This is a genomic window from Herbaspirillum rubrisubalbicans, from assembly GCF_003719195.1.
Classification (GTDB): Bacteria; Pseudomonadota; Gammaproteobacteria; order Burkholderiales; family Burkholderiaceae_D; genus Herbaspirillum; species Herbaspirillum rubrisubalbicans.
In genome coordinates this window covers 2,621,938-2,642,060 of sequence record NZ_CP024996.1, presented here as the reverse complement: position 1 = coordinate 2,642,060, position 20,123 = coordinate 2,621,938, and the positions used below count along the sequence as shown (strand labels likewise).

Here is a 20,123-nt window from a genome sequence, read left to right as displayed (position 1 = left end):
ATCATGTCCACTACTTCCTCCTCCTTCATGAACGAACACTACGGCGACACCTTCCCGATTGCCATCGTCGGGGCCGGCTGCCGCATGGCCGATGCCGATGATCTCTTTTCCTTCTGGCGCAAGCTGGCCGACGGCGAAAACATGGTGCGTCGCCTCGACGCCGCCGCGCTGGCCGCAGCGGGTGTGGCGACGGGCATGGCGCAGCATCCGGCCCACGTGCCGGTGGCCGCCGTGATCCCCCAGGCCGACCATTTCGACTGGGGATTCTTTGGCTACTCGCGCCAGGAAGCCGAAACCATCGACCCGCAGCAGCGGCTCTTCCTCATGTGCGCCTGGGAAGCCCTGGAAATGGCGGGCTATCCGCCCGAGGCGCTGGGCCGCAACAATCGCATCGCCGTACTCGGCGCCTGCAAGATGAGTACCTATCCGGCCGGGCGCTTCGAGCAGGTCCAGGAGGTCTCCTCTCCGCTGACCTTCCAGCGCCTCATCGGCAACGACAAGGATTACCTGGCCACGCGCGTGTCCTACAAGCTCAACCTCACCGGCCCCAGCCTGACGGTGCAGACGGCCTGTTCCAGTTCGCTGGTGGCGGTGCACATGGCGTGCGAGCAACTGGTCAGCGGCGAATGCGACATGGCCCTGGCCGGCGGTGTCGGGCTGAGCTTTCCGCAGGAAAGCGGCTATCTGCACCGGGACGGCATGATCTTTTCGGCCCAGGGCCAATGTCGCCCGTTCGATGCCCAGGCCGATGGGGTGACCATCGGCAACGGCGCTGGCGTGGTTTTGCTCAAACCGCTGCAGCGAGCCCTGGCCGACGGAGATCCCATCCTCGCCGTCATCCGCGGCTCGGCCATCAACAATGATGGCCAACGCAAGGCCGGCTTTACCGCCCCCTCGGTGGAAGGCCAACAGGCCGTCATTACCGAAGCCTTGTCGCTGGCCGCCGTCTCGCCGGCCGACATCGGCTTGGTCGAGGCCCATGGCACCGGCACCCCGCTGGGCGATCCCATTGAAGTCCGGGCACTGACCCAGGCATGGCGTCCCCACACCTCGGCCGCCCAGTATTGCGCCCTCGGTTCGGTCAAATCCAATCTCGGCCATCTGGACACGGCGGCCGGCATTGCCAGCCTGCTCAAGGCGGCGCTGGCGGTCCATCACGCCCACATCCCGCCCAGCCTGGGCGTGGAGACACCCAACCCGGCCATCGACTGGCAAGACAGCCCCTTCTATGTGCCACCGGTGCTACTGCCCTGGCCGGACAGCCAGACACCCCGTCGCGCAGGCGTGAGCTCGTTCGCCATCGGCGGCACCAACTGCCATGTGGTGCTGGAAGAGGCCCCGCCGATCACTGCAGCCAGCGCCGACGATGCGATACAGCCGCACAAACATGTGCTGTTGCTCAGCGCCCGCAGCCAGCGCGCACTGAGCCTGCTGGCGCAGCGCCATCTCCAGCGCCTGGAAGATGCGCCCGCCCTGGACCTCGCCGATTACTGCGCCACCAGCCGTCATCACCGGCAACTGTATGGCTGGCGTCTGGCCGTGAGCGGCGCGGACAGGGAGGCGCTGATCGACGAACTGTACCGTTTCCTCGAACAAGTCCCGGCGAGCCTGCATCCGCAATGCTGGGTCATGGGTGCTGACGGCCCCGATGCCGCCGCTCTGGCCGGCATCCTCAGCCAACCGCAGCCCGACTGGCAGGCGCATGTCCTGTTGCGCAGCACGCCACGGCAGCGACAATTGCTGCCCACCGCCCCCTTCGAGGGTGAACGCTGCTGGTACAGTGCGCCGCCCGCCGCTGTGGAAGAAAGAACGTCCACCCCTTGGGAACACCTGTGCCAGACCGGTGAACAGCTCGGCGCCGAACTGGCGGCGGGGCTGGATCTGAGCCAGCTGGCACTGGAAGAACAAGGCGTCACCGCCCTGCATGCGCACTACGTGAGCATGGCCCTGGCCAGTCTGAAGGTGGTGTCCGAGGAGCAATGGAAGAGCGCCCGTCAATGCCTGCAGGACAGCGGCCTGCCGGACCGCTACCTCAATCTGCTGGCGCGGCTGCTACGCGACCTCGCCAGCGCAGGCCAGCTCAGTTGCCAGCGCCAGGACGGCCAGCCGCACTACCGCCGCCTGCGCCTGCCGCAGGCAGATCGCAGCGCCGAATGGCTGGCCACCATGCGCCAGCTCGGTTATGACCATCTGGCGCAACTGGTGGAGCGCAGCGGGCCGCGACTGGCCGACATGCTAAGCCTGAAGGTGAACCCGGTCAGCGTGGTATTCCCGGCGGCCTCCACGGAGGAAGTGGAACACATGTACCAGGACCAGCCCTATTCACGTTACCTCAACCAACTGGCTGCCGGCCTGCTGGCCCGCCATGCCGCCCAGAGCCCCGCGCCGCTGCGCATCCTGGAAATCGGCGGCGGCACCGGCGGCACCACGCGCGATATCCTCGCCGCCTTGCCGGCCGGGCGCTGCCAGCACTACAGCTTCACCGACATCGGGCCGCTATTTCTGCAGCGTGCGGCCAGGAAGTTCGCGGCCTATCCCTTCATGTCCTACGTACCGTTCGACATGAACCAGCCCGCCGCCACTCAGGCGCTGCCGCTGGCGCAATACGATGTCATCGTCGCCGCCAACGTGCTGCACAATGCCCCGCATCTGAGTCACATGCTGCGCAACCTGGCGGGCCTGCTGGCCCCCGGGGGGATCATCATGATGCGCGAGATCACCCAGCCCAAACCCCTGTTTGACTTCGTATTCGGTCCACTGGTCCCACCGCTGGATCCACAGGACCGACGCGCCGGCGAGCTGTTCGCCTCCCGCGAGATCTGGCAGGCCTCGCTGCAGGACGCCGGCTTCGAGGACTTCGCGGCCTTCCCCGCTGCGGATGATGCTGCCAGCAAGCTGGGGGAGCACATCCTGCTGGCGCGCCATGCCCAGGCGCGCCTTGCCCCGGCGGATCTGCCGGGGCAGCCGATCACTCTCACGGACCTGGCGCCGGGCGCCATCGTGGCGCAACTGCTAGATGGGCTCGATGCCGGCCAGACCAGCCCGCGTCTCTGCCTGGAGCAACTGTGCTGGCATCTCGACCTCAGCGACGCACCGCTGCCGCTGACGGCAAGCCTGCAACAGTGGCAGGACCACTTGCAACTGTCGGTACAGCTACCACAGCAACAACGCGCCCTGCTGTTATCGGCACGCCTGCGCCAACTGCGCGCCCTGCCCTGCCAGTTGCCCGCAGGCAGCCTGCCCGGCGGCAAGCTGGCCGACGCAGGCAACGCCTACGACAGCCTGCTGTCGAGCCTGCCGCAGCAAGAACCATCGCCCTATCATCATCAGATCGCCCGCTTATACTGGCCTCAACGGCAGACCGGCAGTAGCCAGTGGTTCCGCCATCCCGACCAGAGCCTGTCGCTGCGCAATGCGCAGGGACAAGCCCTCATGGTCTGGCAGGGACATCGACCGGTCACCGCTCTCCCGCAGCCATGGCGGCGTTCCGGTGAACCATCGGCGACTCTGTATCAGTGGGAATGGCAGCCCTGTCCCCAGAATGCACAGGGAGACGGCGCGCTGCCGCGCAAGCTCCTGTGGCTGGATGCCCAGCCTTGCCCAGCGGCGTGGATGCGCCTGTTGCAGGCAGCAGGGATCACGCTGATCCAGCCAGAACAGCCTGCTTCCTGGACGACCGCTGCACTGATCGCTTTGCTGACCCAGCATCAGCCCGACACGCTGTGCTATCGCGCGCATGACAGGGCTGGCGACGCGCCTGAAGAACAAGTCCAGGCCAGCCAGCAGCAACTGGGCGCACTGGCCGTGCTGGTCCAGGCAATAGCGGCATGGCCGCAACCCATGCGGCTGGTCCTGCTGACCGAACAGAGCCTGGCCGTCTGGCCGGACGACGTCGTACACCATCGCACCGGCCAGGCCTTGTCCTGCGTGCTGGGGGTGGCCCGCCATGAATATCCTGCGCTGGACGCGCTGCATCTGGAACTGGACCCATCGCAGCCGCCGACCACGGCCATGCTGCCCTGGCTGGCAGCGGCCAACGGCAACGTACAGACAGTGATCGCCCAGCGCGGCCAGCAACTCTGGCAGCGCCAGCTGGCGGCGGCACGCGTGCACTCGCTCGCCAGCCTACCCCAGGGCCGATGCGTTATCGTGGGCGGACTGGGAGAGATGGGACTGACGCTGGCGCACTGGCTGCAGCAGCAGGGCGTGCGCGATATCGTCTTGCTGGCACGCCGACGCGCCACTGCCGCCGAGCAGGCAAGGCTGCAGATGCTGAGCCTGGACGGCGCGCTGATCCAGGTCGATGCACAGGCCGACGCTACCGATCCCGCACAGTTCCGCGCCGCGCTGCAACGGCTGGCCGAGGGCCCGGCCATCGGTGCGATCTTCCATCTTGCCGGGGTCGTCAACGATGCACCGCTGGCGCGCTATGAAGCGACGAGCTGGCAGGCGTCGGTGAACACCAAGTACCTGCCGGCCCTGTTGCTGCACGAGTACGAAACCCAGCTATCGCCGCAATTGACGGTCTACTTCTCATCGGCGGCCACGGCCTTCGCGCCAGCGGGCCAGGCCACGCACGCTGGCGCCAACGCGCTGCTGGAAAGCCTGGCGCAGCAACGTAGCCAGGCCGGTTGCGACACCGTGGCGCTGGCCTGGGGGTTCTGGCGCGACATCGCACCGGACCAGCGCCAGGTACTGGCCAGCACCCTGGCGCAACGCGGAATGCTGGGCATGCGCAATAGTGAAGCGCTCGCCCTGCTGGCACAGGCGGTCGCAGGTGAACAGGCCGTGTATGTGGCCTGCCGTCTGGCCTCCACCTTGCCGGCAGAGGCCGTGGGAATCAACCATGCAGCGGCGCTCCCGACAGTGCAAGCCAGTCTGCCTGATGTCTCTGATGTGCGGGGGGTCTCCGGGTCTGGTCTGTTCGAGCAAGTAAGGCGAGACATGGCCGACCTGCTCAAGTGCGATGCCAACAGCCTGCATGGGCATAGCCAACTGATCCAGTCCGGCCTGGATTCGCTGCTATTGCTGGAATTGTGCGAGCGGCTCAACAAGCGCTACGGCATCGATATCTCGGCCAGCACTGCCTTCGCTTCGCAAACGCTGCAAGGCTTCGTTGATGCCCTGGCCGGGCTGATCCCGCAGCAACGCACGCAAGCCCACGGGCCAACGCAAGTGAGCTTGCAAGCGCTCACACCGACGCGCGAAGAAGATCAGACCGGCCCTTATCTGCGCCAGCAACTGGCGCAACTGCTCAAGTGCGCACCGGCCGAGATCGATCCGCTCACGCCGCTGATCCAGCTGGGGCTGGATTCCCTGCTACTGCTGGAACTCAACGAGAGTATCCGGCGCGATACCGGCGTGCATCTCTCTGCCGAAGATATCTTCAAGGCCAGCCATCTGCAGGCCCTCACCGAACTACTACGCCAGAAGCAAGCCCATGCCACCCCGGCCCCAGCGCAGGAAACCCCGCTGCTGCGCCAGGCGCTGCAAGCGCTGGAGCGGCAACGCCCCGGATGGCTGCTGGACAATGGCGATACCGCCCGTCCCGCCAGCGCCGCACCACCACGCCTGCAAGGGTTGCGCGCGCTGCGCTGGCAACAGGCACATGCAGACCGGCCGCCACAGCTCTATGTCGAATACGACAAGACCGAGTCCTTCCCCCTGGCCCGCTTCGAGCAAGCCTGGGACAGGCTGCTGCAACGGCACCCCATCCTGCGCTGCGGCATCGCCAGCGATGGCCAGTTGCGTCCGGTCGCCGAGGTACACCAGCGCATCACGCACCATCATCTGACGGCGCAGCAGGGCGACTCCCTGGCGGTAGCGCGCCAGCAGTTGCGGCAACGACTGAGCAGCTATCGTTTCGCACCGGGGGAATGGCCGCTGTTCCAGTGGCACGCCAGCCACCTTCCGGGGGAACGGCTGTGCCTGCATCTGCTGGTCCACACTCTGCTGGTGGATATCGAGAGCTTCCGCATCATGCTGCGTGAGCTGCACCTGCTCATCAACGATCCCGACTATGGCCTGCCCAGCCTGGCCTTTGACGGACTGGACTATCTGCATGCCGAAACAGCACTGAGCCAGACCCCCCTGGCGCAGTCGCATCTGCAGCAGTACCGCAACATCGTGGCCGGCTATCCCACGCCGCCCGAACTGCCGGTCCATGCCAGCCAGCGCGCAGGTGCTGCGCTGCTGACGTGGCGCCGCACCCTGGCGCGCCCGGACTGGCTGCAGCTGAAGCAACAAGGGGAACAAGCCGGCGTGAGCGGCACCGTAGTGCTGCTGGCGGCCTTGGCCATGGCGCTACAACCGTGGACGCAACAGTCCGCCTTTTCGCTGCGGCTGGACTATCCCGATCGCCTGCCGCTGCATGCCCACATCATGAACGTGATGCTCGATGCCAGCACCTGCGCCGTGCTGCCCTGCGACCTGACGGCCAGCCATGTCACGGCCCTCATGCAACAGTGCCAGCAGGCTCTGCAGCAACGCTTGCAGCTGTTCATCCCCGACCCCGCAGCAGTCTTGCAGGACCATCAGCACAGCACCCTGGGCAGCACCCATCTGGGGGCGCTGCCGCCGGTGGCCATGACCAGCCTACTGGGCGTGCGCCAGGCCTACAGCATCCCGGAAGTGTCCGATCCGCTGCTGGGCATGCCCAGCTACGAAACCGCCAGCCAAGCCGATACCTGGCTGCACCTGCAGGTGCTGGAAGAGGAAAGCGCCCTGCTCTACAACATCGACCTCGACACCAGGATATTCCCGGAAGAAGTCGGCGAGACTGTCATCCTGCGCCTGGAAGCGATCCTGCATGCGCTGGCCCGTTCAGCCGACAACTGGCAACGCCCGCCCACGGCGCTGATCCAGGCCGAGGCCGATCTTGCCGACATGGCCGCCTTTGCCGCTGAACTTCCCCGGCTGTCTTCGCTGCGCAAGAAAGGCCACCCATGAACGCCGACAAGAACTTGGCAACCAGGCCGCCGCACAAGGTCATCGTCTGCGGCACCCGTTTCGGCGAACACTACCTGGCGGCGCTGGCGCAGCAAAGACCGGGCTACCAGCTGTGCGGCATCCTGGCCAGAGGGAGTGCGCGCTCGGTCGCGCTGGCGCGGCAACTGGACATTCCCCTGTACCGGCAGGTGGATCAGTTACCCGCAGATATCGATATCGCCTGCGTGGCGGTGAGGACCAGCATCGTCGGCGGCGATGGCACACGGCTGGCCAGCGCATTACTGCAACGTGGCATCCATGTGCTTCAAGAGCATCCGCTGCACCCCACCGATACCCAGCGCCTCTTGAGCACGGCGCGCGAGCATGGCGTGCGGTACCAGATCAATACGCTGTATCCCCATCTGCCCGCCGGCCAGCGCTTCATCCAGTACGTGCGCCAGGGCCTGACGCAACAGCCGCTGTGGTTCATCGAGATGACGACCAGCCTGCAACTGCTGTACTCCAGCCTGGATATCCTGGGACGCGCCCTGGGCGGCTTGGCGCCCTTTGCTGTAAGCGCGCCCTTGAGCCTGGAGACGCTGCCCCGACCAGCGCACCCCTGGCCGTTTCGCTCGCTGCAGGGTGTGCTGGCGGGGATTCCCTTGAGCCTGCATCTGCAAACCTATCTGGACCACCGCGACCTGGACCACCACAGTCTGGTGATGCACCGGATCAGTTGCGGTGGACCGCAGGGCAATATCCTGCTGGCCAACAGCTATGGCCCCGTAGTCTGGAGCCACCCGATCTACGCGCCCAACTATCAGGAGGATGGCGCCGACGCCTCATACCTCCTCAACGGCGAAGCGCTGCGCAGCAGCCGCTATAACCGCCAGCCCACCTCCATCACCTTCGGGCCGGCGCAGGCGCCCAGCCTCAATGAGGCGGTCGAAGAGGACATTCCCCATGCCATCTTCCGGGCGCTGGACGAACTCATGCAGGAACCCAGCCCGGATAGTCCGCACTGGGTCCAGCATGGCCAGTCCTGGCTGGACATCATGCGCGCCGTCGGCCAGCCCGTCATGACCGAGCTGGCTCCGCCCTGCCCGCCCTTCCCTGATCCCGTTTCCTACGCCAGAGAACATGCCCATGCTGGACGCTAACCATCGCCGCAACCGGCTGGCCTACCAGGGTCTGGCCACCCTGCTGGAACACGCCGGGCTGGCCGACCATGCCCACTATCTGAACTGGGGCTATCACAGCGACTGCCCGGACAGGGACCAGGCCTGCCATCGCATCGCGGATCACGAGCCCAATCACAGCCAGGCCCGCCTGGTGCTGGAAATCATCGGCAAGACGCCCCTGGATGGCAAACGGATCATGGACATCGGCTGTGGCCGGGGTGGAGCGCTGGCCCTGCTGCAGCGTTTCTATGCGCCCACGCAACTGATAGGCATCGACATCAGCCCCAGCAATATCGCTTACTGCCGCCAGCAACACCAGGGGCGGCGCCTGCGCTTCCAGCTGGGGGACGCCTGCCGCCTGCCGCATCCCGACAATAGTGTGGATGTAGTGCTGAACATGGAATCCTCGGGCGCCTACAGCGACCTGCCGGCGTTTTTCGAACAGGTGCAGCGCATCCTGGCCCCGCAGGGTTATTTCTGTTTCAGCGACGTCATCGACCAGAACAGCCTGCCGCTGCTGCAAGAGGCCCTGACCCTGTGCGGCCTGGAGCTGCAGCAGCACCGCTCGGTCAGGCAAGAGGTGCTGGCTTCGCGCCGACGCGCCTCGCCCCATTTGTGGCGGCGATTGCAGCAGGTCCTGGCGGAGCTGGACAATCCCTCCTTGCACGCTGAACTGCAACAGTATCTGGCCAACCCCGACTCGCCCCTCTTTGCCGCTCTGGAAGAGGGCCGCGCCGACTACATCATCCAGCACTGGCGCAAGAGCACCCGGCGAGCGCAGCCGATTGGCCCTGCACTGCAGGAAGCGCTGCGCCAGCGCGGCCAGCGGCTGGAACAAGTGCAACAACCGCGACAAACACAGCCACCGACGCCACGGCCGGCCACGCCCGCCGAGCGGGGTGGCAGCTGGCTGCCGCTCAGTCATCCGGCCATGCAAGCCAGACCCGGTCATTGCCAACTGTTCGCGCTACCTTATGCAGGCGGCGGCGCGTCCATCTATCGGGACTGGACGTCGGCCAGCGCGCACTGGAGCCTGCATCCGCTCCAGTTGCCCGGGCACGAGAACCGGCTGGCCGAAGCCGCCCATGTGGACATGGACAAGCTGGTGCAGCAACTGGCCGCGGTATTACAGCCCTATGTGCAGCAGCCCTGGGCGCTGCTGGGCTGTAGCCTGGGCGGCAAAATCGCGTTCGAACTGGCGCGTCACTTCAGCGCCCAGGGAACACCGCCGCAGCATCTCATCGTGCTGGCCTGTCCCGCTCCCAGCGTGCCGGTACGACAAGCGCTTTCGCACCTGCCGCCGGCCCAGTTCGCCCACGCCGTGGCCCAACTGGGCGGCACGCCCACCGATATCCTGCAGCATACCGACATGATGCAGACCGTCATGCCGGCCCTGCGCAGCGACAGCCAGCTGGCCGAACACTATTGTTGCGCCAGTGACTGCAGCATCGATGCGCCCATCACGCTCTTCTATGCCGAGGACGATCATCTGGTCACGCCTGAGCAGGCGTTGCAATGGCGCAACCACACCCGTGGGCGGTTTTCAGCGCAAGCCGTGGCGGGCGGCCACTTCTTCCTGCGTCAGCAGCGGCCACAACTGCTGGCGTGCATCGATCAACTGCTGTCCAGCCCTTGGACAGAGGAAATAGCACACGCATGATCTCTTCCACACCAACCAGCCCCTACCTGCCCTTCAACGATACGCATCGCAGTGGCATGACCTTGTTCTGCCTGCACCACGCCGGTAGCAATGCGGCCAGCTTCCGCAGCTGGCAAGCCTATTTTGCCGGCTACGGCATCCACATCGCCCCCCTCGAATTGCCCGGACACGGAACGCGCCGCAGCCAATCCCTGCATACCAGCCATCTCACGCTGATCGAGGACATGAGCCACGCTTTGCTCGGGCTACTTCCCGAACGCTATGCCATCTATGGACACAGCCTGGGTGCGCTGCTGGGCTTTGAACTGGCCAGCGCCCTGCAAGCGCAGGGTCGGCCACCGCAGGCCTTGTTCGTTTCGGGCAGGCGACCGCCGCAACTGCCGACACCGATGCCCTGGCGTCATCAGATGGGCGATGCCGAGCTGGTCGAGCAATTGCTGGCACTGGGTGGCAATGGCACCACACTGCTGGCGCACCCGGAACTGCAAGCGCTTTTTCTTCCCGTCATCCGCGCCGACTTTGCCATCACCGAGTGCTATCAATACCAGCCCAGACCGGCGCTGCAATGCCCGCTGCATAGCTTCGTCGGAGAGCGTGATCCCGAAGTGAGCGCGGCACAAATGGCGCTGTGGCAAATGCATACAGCAGCGGACTTCAGCCAGCAGGTCATTGCGGGCGCACATTTCCCCGATGAACAAGCCCAGCAGGGGCTATGGCAGCAGATTGCACGCCGGGCGGTGCAGGGCAGGGAGAAGGTTTGATGATTTGATGGCTTGATCCCGACATCAACATCGATCATCGATAAAGACAAAGGCAAAGATAGAAACGGAATATCAACAACAAAAACAAGAACAGGCAAAGGCCTGCGCCTTTGCCTGTTTTTTTACTTGCTTCGACCAGTGATCACGCCACGACTACGCTGATCAACTGGCCCTGCGCTCCGCTCAGAAATCGTAACGCAGCTTCACGCCGAACTCCCGGCCTTCGCCCAGGGTACCGAACCTCAGTCCGTTGGAGGTAGCGGCATAGTTCAGATAACGCTTGTCGAAGGCATTGTTGATGTAGAAGCTCACATCGAGCTTGCTGGTAGCGCGCCACGACACCTGGCCATCCACCAGCATGTAGCCCTGCTGCTTCAGGCTATTGGCCGCATCGAACTGCTGCTGGCCGATGTAGCGCGCTGCCACGCGCGGACGTACCATGCCCACGTCGGTAGCAATGCGGCCGCTCAGGCTGGCCGCCAGGATATAGCGGGGCACGAAGGGCAGCTTGTTGCCGGTGTAGTCGGTGCTGCTGTTGACGTGATAGTCGGTGAAGATCGAATCGACCACCTGCGCATCCAGGCCCAGCGTCCAGTTGCGCAACACTTCAGCCGACAGGTTGGCTTCGATGCCGCGAGAGCGGGCTTGTCCGGCGTTGGTCAGGTACTGGCTGCCGACGATGCCCTGGTACAGCTGGGTATTGCGGCTTTCGATCTGAAACACGGCGGCGCGAGCGCTCACCTTCTGGTCCGGGGTGTTGAACTTGAGCCCCATCTCATAGTTCAGCGAGGTCTCGGGACGATAGGAGCGGCTGTCGTTGGCGCTGGTCGGCTGGAGATTGTAGCCGCCCGGCTTGTAACCCTGGCTGAGGCTGGCGTAGGAACGCAGCGAAGGTGTGAGCTGATAGCCCGTGCTCAACTTGCCCAGCGCCTTGTTGCTGCTGGTGCTGGCGGCATAGGCAGCCACCCCTTCGATGGGTAGCACCCCGGAGGTCTCGGCCTTGTCCTGCACCAGGCGCGCACCGGCGCTGACATCCCAACGCGGGGTAACGTGCCAGGTCCCGTCGACGAACACGGCGGCCGAGTCGGTGGTGGTCTGCGAGCTGTCGGTGCCGAAGGTCGGGAATAGCACGTAACTGCTGCGCTGCTTGTAGCGACCGTGTTCAAAGTAGGCGCCCACCACGCCATCCCATGCACGGCCCGTGCCGCGGGTGGCCAAGCGGACTTCCTGCGACAGACTCTCCTGGCTTTCGGGCATGGACTTGCCCTGCGCACCCAGCAGCCGCTCGCGGATATCGACCTTGTTGCGGGCCGTGACCAGGCTGAGGCGATAGTCGCTGAAGTCGTAATCGGCGCTCAGCGACATGTTGTCGATACAGCGCTTCATATAGGAGTTCATCGTAGCCAGCCCCGGTACGGAGTTGCCGTCCAGGATGACCCGGTTGCTGAAATTGGTGTAGGAGACGTAGTTGTCTTCGGCAGAGCGGACGCACTCATGGCTGGCCATGAAACGCACGTCCAGCGGCCCGCCCACGGGGGCATAGCGCAGCTTGACCTGACCGGCCACATCCTCGCGCATGCCCACATTGTCCTGCCCACTGGAGAGGCTACGCAGGAAGCCGTCGGCGCTGTCGTAAGCAATCACGGCTTCGCCATACAGGGAGTCCTTGACCAGCGGTCCTGAGATGGAAGCAGTGGTGGTGCGGCGGCCACGGTTGCCAAACCCACCTTCGACATGGCCGGCCAGTTCATTGTCAGGCTGGCGCGTGACGATATTGATCACCCCGGCGGCGGCATTGCGGCCAAACAGGCTGCCCTGGGGGCCTCGCAGCAGTTCCACCTGTTCCACATTGGTAAGCAGCTGCGACTGCGCCGTCACGAACTGCGGCACACCGTCCACATACATCACCACGGCCGGATTGTAGGTATTGAGGGAGGCCACGCCACGCAGCGACGGTGTGATGAACGCGCTGTTGCCCTGTTGCGGCAGATACAGGTCAGGCAAGGCGCGTTGCAGATCATCGGTGCGGCTGACGTTGGCTTGCTCCAGCGTCGCACCTGAGACTACGCTGATGGAGCCGTTGATCTTCTGCTCGGTCTTGCCCTGCTTGCTTGCCTGCACCGTCACCTCGGGCAGGGCGGCCCCTTGCGAAGCACTCTCCTGCGCCACGCCCAGCGGCGAATACAGAGTCATCGCCCCGGTGAGGGCCAGACAGATCGGCTTTCTTTGGAACATGTTTTTGTTGTCCTTAATCTCGTACCTGCAGGTGTCTTGAGAAGACCGCGATGGCATGCCAGCACGCCAATGCGATCCCCTCTCCACTGTTCACGGGCAAGAAACAAGGCTAAGAACAGATTACGCGCCGATGCCGCTATTGAGATCTGCATGCCAGTGTCCTCCCCGGGCAAATTACGCGAGGTAGCACAGATGACACCCCGCTCCAGAACATCGGCCTCGAACGCTACGCAACACCTTCCTGGTATCAAAAAGTTCACGGTTGAATGATTACGACGATTTACAGCGAATCAGATAATAACAATAATGATTCGCATTTGCATCAAAATTTGATAGTATCGCTCGCACGTCCTCCAGGCGTCCACGGCAAAACGTCAACGCCACCTCATGAACAAAAAGGGAAAACCGAGATGAGCATCATCAGCACCCACGACTGGCCCATCGTCCACTACCAGATGCCCGATCATGTCGCCGACGCCGACGCCGACGGCGTCATTGCGCAGCTCGACGCCGTGCTGGCGCGCGGCGCGAAATTCGTTCTGGTCTTTTCCGGGGCGGAGCTGCCGCGCGATTCTGCGCATTTCATGAAGCTGTATGCGCAGTGGAGCAAACGCACCCTGGCCGAACAACGCAAGTGGTGCCTGGGCGCAGTGCGCATCGAGCCTGACGAGCGCAAACGCAATGCCTTCTGGCGCAAGGCGCTGATTTATGTGATGTCCAGCCGCTCGCCCTATCCCTACAAGATCGTGGCCGACAAGGATGCCGCGCTGGCCCAGGCCAACCACTGGCTGGCCGCCTGAGCAGGCCGGATTCCAAGAAAGGTGCTGCCGTGCAAGCGACTCCTCTGACCCCATCGGATGCGGCCCCTCCTGAGGCTGCCTCTGCTTCCGCAGCGCGCGCTGCCCCTGCGCCTGGCGCAGTCTCCCGGCTGCTGGCGCTGACCCGTACGAGACCAGGTCCCCTGCTCATTGCCACGCTGGCCGGCATTGCTGCGGCCATCCTGAGCCTCACGCCCAACTTAGTGGCCTATCAGTTCAGCCTGGCGCTGCTGCATGCGTCGCTCGACCAGGAGCGCCTCATTGCCCTGGTCGGCTGGCTCATTGGCGGGACGCTGGCGGGGCGGCTGTGCTTCCTGGCCAGCCAGGTGAGCTCGCACCTGATGGCGGCAGACATCCAGACCGAGCTGCGCGGCCAGTTGCTCTCCAGGCTGGTCAATGTGCCACTGGGCTTTTTCCAGGACCATTCTTCACAGAAGATCCGGCAGGTGGTGATCGACGACGTCGAGCAACTCGAAGATGGCCTGGCCCATCTGATCCCGGAACTGACTTCGCACTTCATTGCACCGCTCATCGTCATCGCCGCCCTCTTCGCAGTGGACTGGCGACTCAGCCTGGCTTCGCTGTCGAGCCTGGTACTGGGGATGGTGGCCTGCATGCTGCTCATGCGCAAGCGGCACGACATTGCCCAGGACTTCTATCTCAACCAGGGCAAGCTGTTCAAGGCCATGACCGAGATCCTGCGCACCATGCCCGCCGCACGCCTGTTCAACAGCGGGGCCGCCATGCAGGCCCGGGTGGAAGAAGCCAATGGTGACTATGTCGGCACCGCCCATCGCTGGGTGCGTGGCGCGCTGCTGCCCAATCTGGTGATGCAGGTGCTGGTGAGCTCACCGCTGCTGTTGCTGCTGCCGCTGGGCCTGTGGTGGCACCAGCAGGGCAGCCTGGACCTGGCCACCCTGTGCTTCTTTGTCTTCTTCACGCCTGGGCTGGGCAACCTCTTGACCAAGCTGGCCGGTTTTTCCAATCGCTTCGTGCAACAGCAACAGGCCTTCGAACACCTGGACATATTGCTGGGCGCTCCTGAACAGAGCGAGGGCAGCCACACGTCCCTGCCCGAGAAAATCACCATCCGCTGCGAGCAGGTTTCGTTCTCCTATCACCAGCAGGCGGTGCTGGACAATCTCAGCCTGACCCTGCATCCCGGCACCACTACCGCCCTGGTCGGCGGCAGCGGTTCGGGCAAATCGACGCTGGTGAAGCTCTTGCTGCGTCACTGGGATGTGACCAGCGGCCGCATCCTGCTGGGTGAGCGACCGATCAACGACTACACGCGCGAGACATTGCGCCAGAACATCACCTGCATCTTCCAGGAAAACCAGCTCTTCGACATGAGCATTGCCGACAACATCCGCTTGGGCAAACCTACCGCCACCGAAGAGGAAGTCATCCAAGCAGCGCGGGCGGCACAGGCGCATGAGTTCATCATGGCGCTGCCGCAGGGCTACCAGACCCTGCTGGCGCCGGGCAGCGCACTGCTCTCGGGCGGCGAACAACAACGTCTGGCCATCGCCCGGGCCATTCTCAAGAATGCGCCCATCCTGCTGCTGGACGAAGCCACCTCCCAGGCCGACGCCCTCAATGAACATCGCATCCAACTGGCCCTCTCGGCCCTGGCCGCTGACAAGACCGTACTGGTCATCGCCCACCGCCTGAGCAGCATCGCGCACGCCGACCAGATCGTCGTGCTGGAACAAGGGCGCGTGGTCGAGCAAGGCCAGCATGCCGCACTGCTGCTGCAGCAAGGGCGCTATGCCAGCCTGTGGCAAATGCAGCACGCCCACGCCGTCACGCCCGCGCAGCCAACCTCCGAACCCTCTTCTCCCGCCCTCTCATGACGACCCGACAGACCCTGAGCTGGAAGCAGATTGTCCACACCTGGTTCGGCAACACCCCCGCCCAGGAACGGCGACGTTATCTGCGCGCACTGTGCATCATGATGCTGGATGGTCTGCTCAGCGCTATCCCCTATCTCTGCGCGGCCATCTTGCTGGGCAGCCTGCTGCGCGGGGCGCAGGCAGCACCACCTTACTGGACGGTGCTGCTGGCGTGCGCCTGCCCGCTGCTGCGGCTGCTGATGACTTCCTCGGCGCAGACTGCCCTGTTCATGGAGGGCTATCGCGTCACCGGGCAATTACGCTCCAGCCTGGTCGCCCACGCCATGAAGGTTCCTCTGGGCTTGCTCGCGCGCGCTTTTCCCAGCGAGCGCCTGTCGCGCTTCATCGTGCATGACCTGCGCTGGGTGGAAGAATTTTCTTCCTTCGGGATCGCCCAGCAGATCAGCAACGCGTTGCTGCTGACTGCCCTGATCGGCGCGCTGGGGTGGCTGGACCTGACGCTGGCCTTGTTGGTCGTGGTCTTGCTGGCCGTAGCGGTACTGGTGCTGGAGCAGATCGGGCGCAGGATGTTGGCCAGCGCACGGCAGCAGCAGGCGCAGCTGGAACAGGTCTCGCGCCATCTGGGCGAACTCAGCGCCGGCCTGCCGGTACTGCGCGCCTACCAGGACGATGCCCGCATCAAGCAGCGATTTACCCAGCACAACCAGCAACTGCGACAGTTTTACCAGCGCACCAGCTGGAAGCTGGCGCCAGGTCTGTTGCTCGCCAACAGCCTGTTCGGCCTAGTGATGGCAGCCGCCCTGAGCTTTGCCGGATGGCGCTATCTGGACGGCCATCTCGACGGCGCCCAACTGCTCATCGTGCTGGCGGTGCTGAGCACCCTGAGCCAGCCCATAGAATCCCTGTTGGCGCAACGCTTCCAGGCACTGGCCAGCAAGGAAGCCATGGCCGCTCATGCCGCCCTGCTGGCCCATCCCGCTCTTCCCGACGGCCACGCGGAGGTGGCAGCGGGAGAGGCGCAGATCCGGCTGGAGCAGGTCAGCTTCGGTTACCGGCCTGGCGAGCCGGTGCTGCACAATCTTGATCTCGATTTCCCCGCTGGCAAGACCACCGTGATCGTCGGCCCCAGCGGCGCGGGCAAGTCGACCCTGCTGCAACTGCTGGCGCGCTTCCACGACACCAGCAGTGGTCGCATCCTGGTGGACGGTCAGGATATCCGCGCGGTTGCGCTGGGCGACCATCTGGCGCGCATCAGCATGGTGTTCCAGGATGGCCTGCTGTTCCAGGACAGCATCGCCAGCAACATCGCAGCCGGCGCCCGCCATGCCACGCCGGAGCAACTACGCGCCGCTCTGCGCGCCGCCCAGTGCGAAGCTTTCGTAGATGCGATGCCGGATGGAGCCGACACCCAGTTGGCTGAATTGGGACGCAATCTCTCCGGCGGACAGAAGCAAAGACTCACCATCGCCCGCGCCTTGCTCAAGGATGCACCTATCGTGCTGTTCGACGAAATGACCTCGGCGCTGGATGCTGAAAATGATCACGCCATCCGCTGCGCGCTGCGTGAGCTGCTGCCAGGACGCACAACCATCATGGTGGCGCACCGCCTGGATCACGCGGTCGCGGCAGACCAGGTCGTAGTGATGGATCAGGGCAAGGTGATCGACTGCGGCAGCCATGCCGAACTGCTACGCCGCTGCACGCTTTACCAGCAGCTTTGGTCGGCATGGAGCCAAGGGCAGTCCTGGCAGTTGGGCCTGCATTGAGCAACTCAGATTGACGTTCTGATGTCATCGCCGCGACGTTGATCTGACTACGGGCTTGCGGCAGCCCTTACCATCCCCCCGCCCCATACCCTTCCATGGGCATGCTTCATGCAAAGTGTTGCGGGATTGCTGCGCGCCATGCAACCTCTGAAACCTCAACCACGAGATGTCTGTTGTCGGTACAGTTGGCGCATTTATAGAGTCGGCATCCTCAGGCCAGGGTACATCTGCGCGCTCTGGCTAGCGCCCAACCATCGCGGCTCAAACGGAGCAACGATGCTCGTGGACGAAGCAAACAGATGGCTATTTACTCGGGGAGTTGAGAGCGTAAATGCATGGGTTGCCAATTCAAATGCCCGAGCTGCGGCGTTCTACCGCAAGTTCGGTTTTACGCCGACCGCACGCACTCAGCGCCTCCCCTCAAACCCATTGGAACTTGAGACTCTTTGGGTCATATCGAGGCCCACAGGGAAGTTCTACAGCTAGGTTGTATTTTAGCTGTCCGCACGCTCTCGCCAAGCGTGCGGTGACACGCGCTAATACCGGCCTAGCCAATCCAGGCGCTCAAGCCTTGGACCGCCACATTGTTCACACCAGACCCGGCGACGCGACACGTGAAGCGGCCGGACTACGTCTGGCCACCAACGCATCCCGCTGCCTGATCAGCCCAATGACCTTCTCTGTCGCAGCGAGCAGTTTCGCATAAAAATGAAGTTGAATCGCCGTTCTTTGGCAAGTGGATACCGCATCACTCTTTAGTACCTCACGAATAGCTATGATCTCTCTCACATTGAGATCCTTATTCAATAGGTGATTTGCCTCCCCAATCTGCTCAATTCTCTGAATAGGCACAGGCATCAATTTACGCCACTTATATAACAATAAAGACAGTTCTCTAGACGCTTGCTTAGCTTGAAGTAGCAGTGATAGCTGCTTCTGGTCGTGGGCCCTATCCAAGCTTTGCGAGAGATTATAGGCATCACTTTTGGTGAACTTAGTGAAAGCTTCCCAAACGTAGTCGTAGGTGGCGCTCTCAGCAAACTGTTGCAAAAGACGCGGTCTGGATCTGAACGACTCTCCAGAAAACGGGGTCGGATCTCCGCGGCGAGCGAGCTCGGCTAATTTGCTTCCTGCACCCGCTGACAACATACTTCCGATAGCGCTTAGGGCGACATTTCGCAAAACATCCTGCGCCTGAAATGAGAAATCCCGCCATGAGCGCTGCGGATTAATCGAATGCCTTAAACGCTCCTTCATTTCCCACATGACATCCTTGGCATAGTTTGTAAAAGCAGCGGCATCGCCCCATGAAAGAAGCGGCTTATCCGCCTGCGGTTTTGTCAACTTGAAGAGATTAAGCGTTTGCGTTCCGCCAATGAGGTTCTCCGACCGAACTTGCGATATCCATGGTATAGCCTTGCCCATGCCGATCGTAAAATTAGAAACAGCCCCGGCACTGGCCGCCAGCACAGAGGTACCGAATACTGGCAACGGAGACTCCAACAATTGCCCTGTCGAAAGCGCTCTGCGGGCGGTATTAAAAGCTCCATTAAGTCCCGGCCTGAACCAGGACAACATACCCTTTCCTCTAATATTCCCTTGCCATCGTGCGCACACGGCCCTAAGCTCAGCGGCTTTATCTTTTAACATCGTTAGAGTCGGATCACTATCATGAGGCAAACTCGGATCCGCGTCATCCTTTCCCCTTTCAGCATGCCCGCCATCATCATCAGAAGCAGGACACCAATATTCCTTCGTTCCATTCACCAGTCGCAGCCGAACTGGCCCAGGGTCGGGAGCTAGCAGATGTACGTCAACCGGATCCAGCCGAGCTAAATTTAAAAGGCTTGCGCGCCTGTCCATTGCTTCCAATAACCAGACCTCCGCCATATAGGCAGTAGCACCTCCTACGGCACCACCGATCATCGTCGAACTAAACTCAGTATTCAGTTCACCAATATCTCTACCTTCTTCATTCTTGTGCGGGTCAAGTGCAGTGACGGCTGCATTACGAATCGGTTCTAGCGAAGCGGTATAAATAAATTGCCGAATACCGTCATAGAGAGCAGGCAACAAAGCCTCTTTCACCGGCGCACGCATGTCCACCCCCAACACGTAGGCTGGGCCAAAAGCTTGCTGCCTAGCCTTGACATGTTGCGCTGCCCAATCAACAAAGAGTCGCTCCAGTTGTCTCTGTTTCTCATGGTACGGCTGATCTTCGGCCGCGCGAGTGGACCAAGGAATTTCATCGAGTGCAACCTGCACCAGCGTCTGCTCGGAAATATCAATGCTAACTTCGCTCTCTCGGCTCTCTGAAGCCCGTATATTTCTGCAAGCCATTTCGTCGCGCAAGCGCTTGCTCGTGGAGCTTTCTTCGAACCGCGTTCTTCGAGTATGAGCATTCAAAGAACATTCAACGGCAGGTGAAGGGCCTGGTAAAGGTGACGAATGAACTTCTTCTATCTCGACTTCAACTTCAGGATTTACTGGATCATACGCCGCTGCGTCAGGAATTCTCATGGTTTACTTTCAACCCTTCTATATCAGTAAGTGTAGTAAAGCGGAAACGCAGTTTCGGCAAGCTTTACTGACTCGCTATACGTACGCGGCAACAGTAAAAGCCCGCTGAAGCGTCACTCGCTCCCATGAAATAAGTAACTCCTCTTACAGGAAAGAATCCGTACAAAATGATAAGTCTCAGAGCCGGTTTTTATGGCATGAGCACCCGGGGCTCTCAAACTTTAGCCGTACTGTTAATTTGCTCGAAGAATTGATCAACTCCAATTTCCCCCTTCACTACCTGACAACGGCAGCGACACGGACCACCACCGCATCAAGAGCAAATTAAAAGGACTGAGTCCTGTGCAGTACAGAACGCAGTCCTTGAGGCCTTAACCGGCATTGACCGTGCAACTTTAT

General features: G+C 62.6%; 10 protein-coding genes and 1 pseudogene. 8 read left to right on the top strand and 3 right to left on the bottom strand.

All coding sequences use genetic code 11. From position 1 onward, the window contains the following. Positions 1-3 precede the first annotated feature (3 nt). From RC54_RS11860 to RC54_RS11845, 4 genes are read left to right on the top strand one after another with little or no spacing between them, the layout of a single operon-like run. Positions 4-6,948, top strand: coding sequence for a beta-ketoacyl synthase N-terminal-like domain-containing protein (locus tag RC54_RS11860; protein ID WP_082803194.1), 6,945 nt, complete (start codon positions 4-6; stop codon positions 6,946-6,948). Continuing rightward, complete coding sequence (locus RC54_RS11855) at positions 6,945-8,087, top strand: Gfo/Idh/MocA family oxidoreductase (protein ID WP_061790390.1); 1,143 nt, start codon at positions 6,945-6,947, stop codon at positions 8,085-8,087. Before RC54_RS11860 ends, RC54_RS11855 begins: the two co-directional genes overlap by 4 nt. After that, a complete protein-coding gene (locus RC54_RS11850; protein WP_061790389.1) occupies positions 8,074-9,768 on the top strand; it encodes a thioesterase domain-containing protein in 1,695 nt (564 codons plus the stop codon). The genes RC54_RS11855 and RC54_RS11850 overlap by 14 nt, the downstream gene beginning before the upstream one ends. After that, positions 9,765-10,529: a thioesterase II family protein gene (locus RC54_RS11845; RefSeq protein WP_058895442.1), complete on the top strand. Its 765-nt coding sequence runs from the start codon at positions 9,765-9,767 to the stop codon at positions 10,527-10,529. Before RC54_RS11850 ends, RC54_RS11845 begins: the two co-directional genes overlap by 4 nt. Positions 10,530-10,712: 183 nt before the next feature. On the opposite strand, the gene RC54_RS11840 is transcribed toward RC54_RS11845, so the two are convergent. Continuing rightward, the gene (locus tag RC54_RS11840; RefSeq protein ID WP_164471205.1) at positions 10,713-12,764 is read right to left on the bottom strand and encodes a TonB-dependent receptor; all 2,052 of its coding nucleotides are present in this window, start codon (positions 12,762-12,764) and stop codon (positions 10,713-10,715) included. Positions 12,765-13,174: 410 nt separating this feature from the next. On the opposite strand from RC54_RS11840, the gene RC54_RS11835 reads away from it, so the two are divergent. The 4 genes from RC54_RS11835 (at position 13,175) to RC54_RS25970 (ending at position 17,690) form a co-directional block, all read left to right on the top strand. Next, the gene (locus RC54_RS11835; RefSeq protein WP_061790387.1) at positions 13,175-13,564 is read left to right on the top strand and encodes a hypothetical protein; all 390 of its coding nucleotides are present in this window, start codon (positions 13,175-13,177) and stop codon (positions 13,562-13,564) included. Positions 13,565-13,593: 29 nt separating this feature from the next. Beyond that, a complete protein-coding gene (locus RC54_RS11830) occupies positions 13,594-15,438 on the top strand; it encodes an ABC transporter ATP-binding protein (protein ID WP_082803189.1) in 1,845 nt (614 codons plus the stop codon). Next, entirely contained in the window at positions 15,435-17,204 is a 1,770-nt protein-coding gene (locus RC54_RS11825) for an ABC transporter ATP-binding protein (protein WP_061790385.1), read from the top strand. The genes RC54_RS11830 and RC54_RS11825 overlap by 4 nt, the downstream gene beginning before the upstream one ends. Positions 17,205-17,312: 108 nt before the next feature. Beyond that, positions 17,313-17,690 carry a GNAT family N-acetyltransferase gene (locus RC54_RS25970; protein ID WP_082803188.1) on the top strand — a complete coding sequence of 126 codons (378 nt, stop codon included), beginning with the start codon at positions 17,313-17,315 and terminating at the stop codon, positions 17,688-17,690. Here the strand turns inward: RC54_RS25970 and RC54_RS11815 are convergent. Further along, positions 17,679-17,824, bottom strand: a pseudogene (locus RC54_RS11815) (ISL3 family transposase); the annotation flags it as partial. The gene RC54_RS25970 and the pseudogene RC54_RS11815 sit on opposite strands and share 12 nt — an antisense overlap. Continuing rightward, entirely contained in the window at positions 17,793-19,544 is a 1,752-nt protein-coding gene (gene xopF2 / locus RC54_RS25170; protein WP_061790384.1) for a type III secretion system effector XopF2, read from the bottom strand. The gene xopF2 and the pseudogene RC54_RS11815, both read right to left, overlap by 32 nt. Between the last annotated feature and the right edge of the window lie 579 nt (positions 19,545-20,123).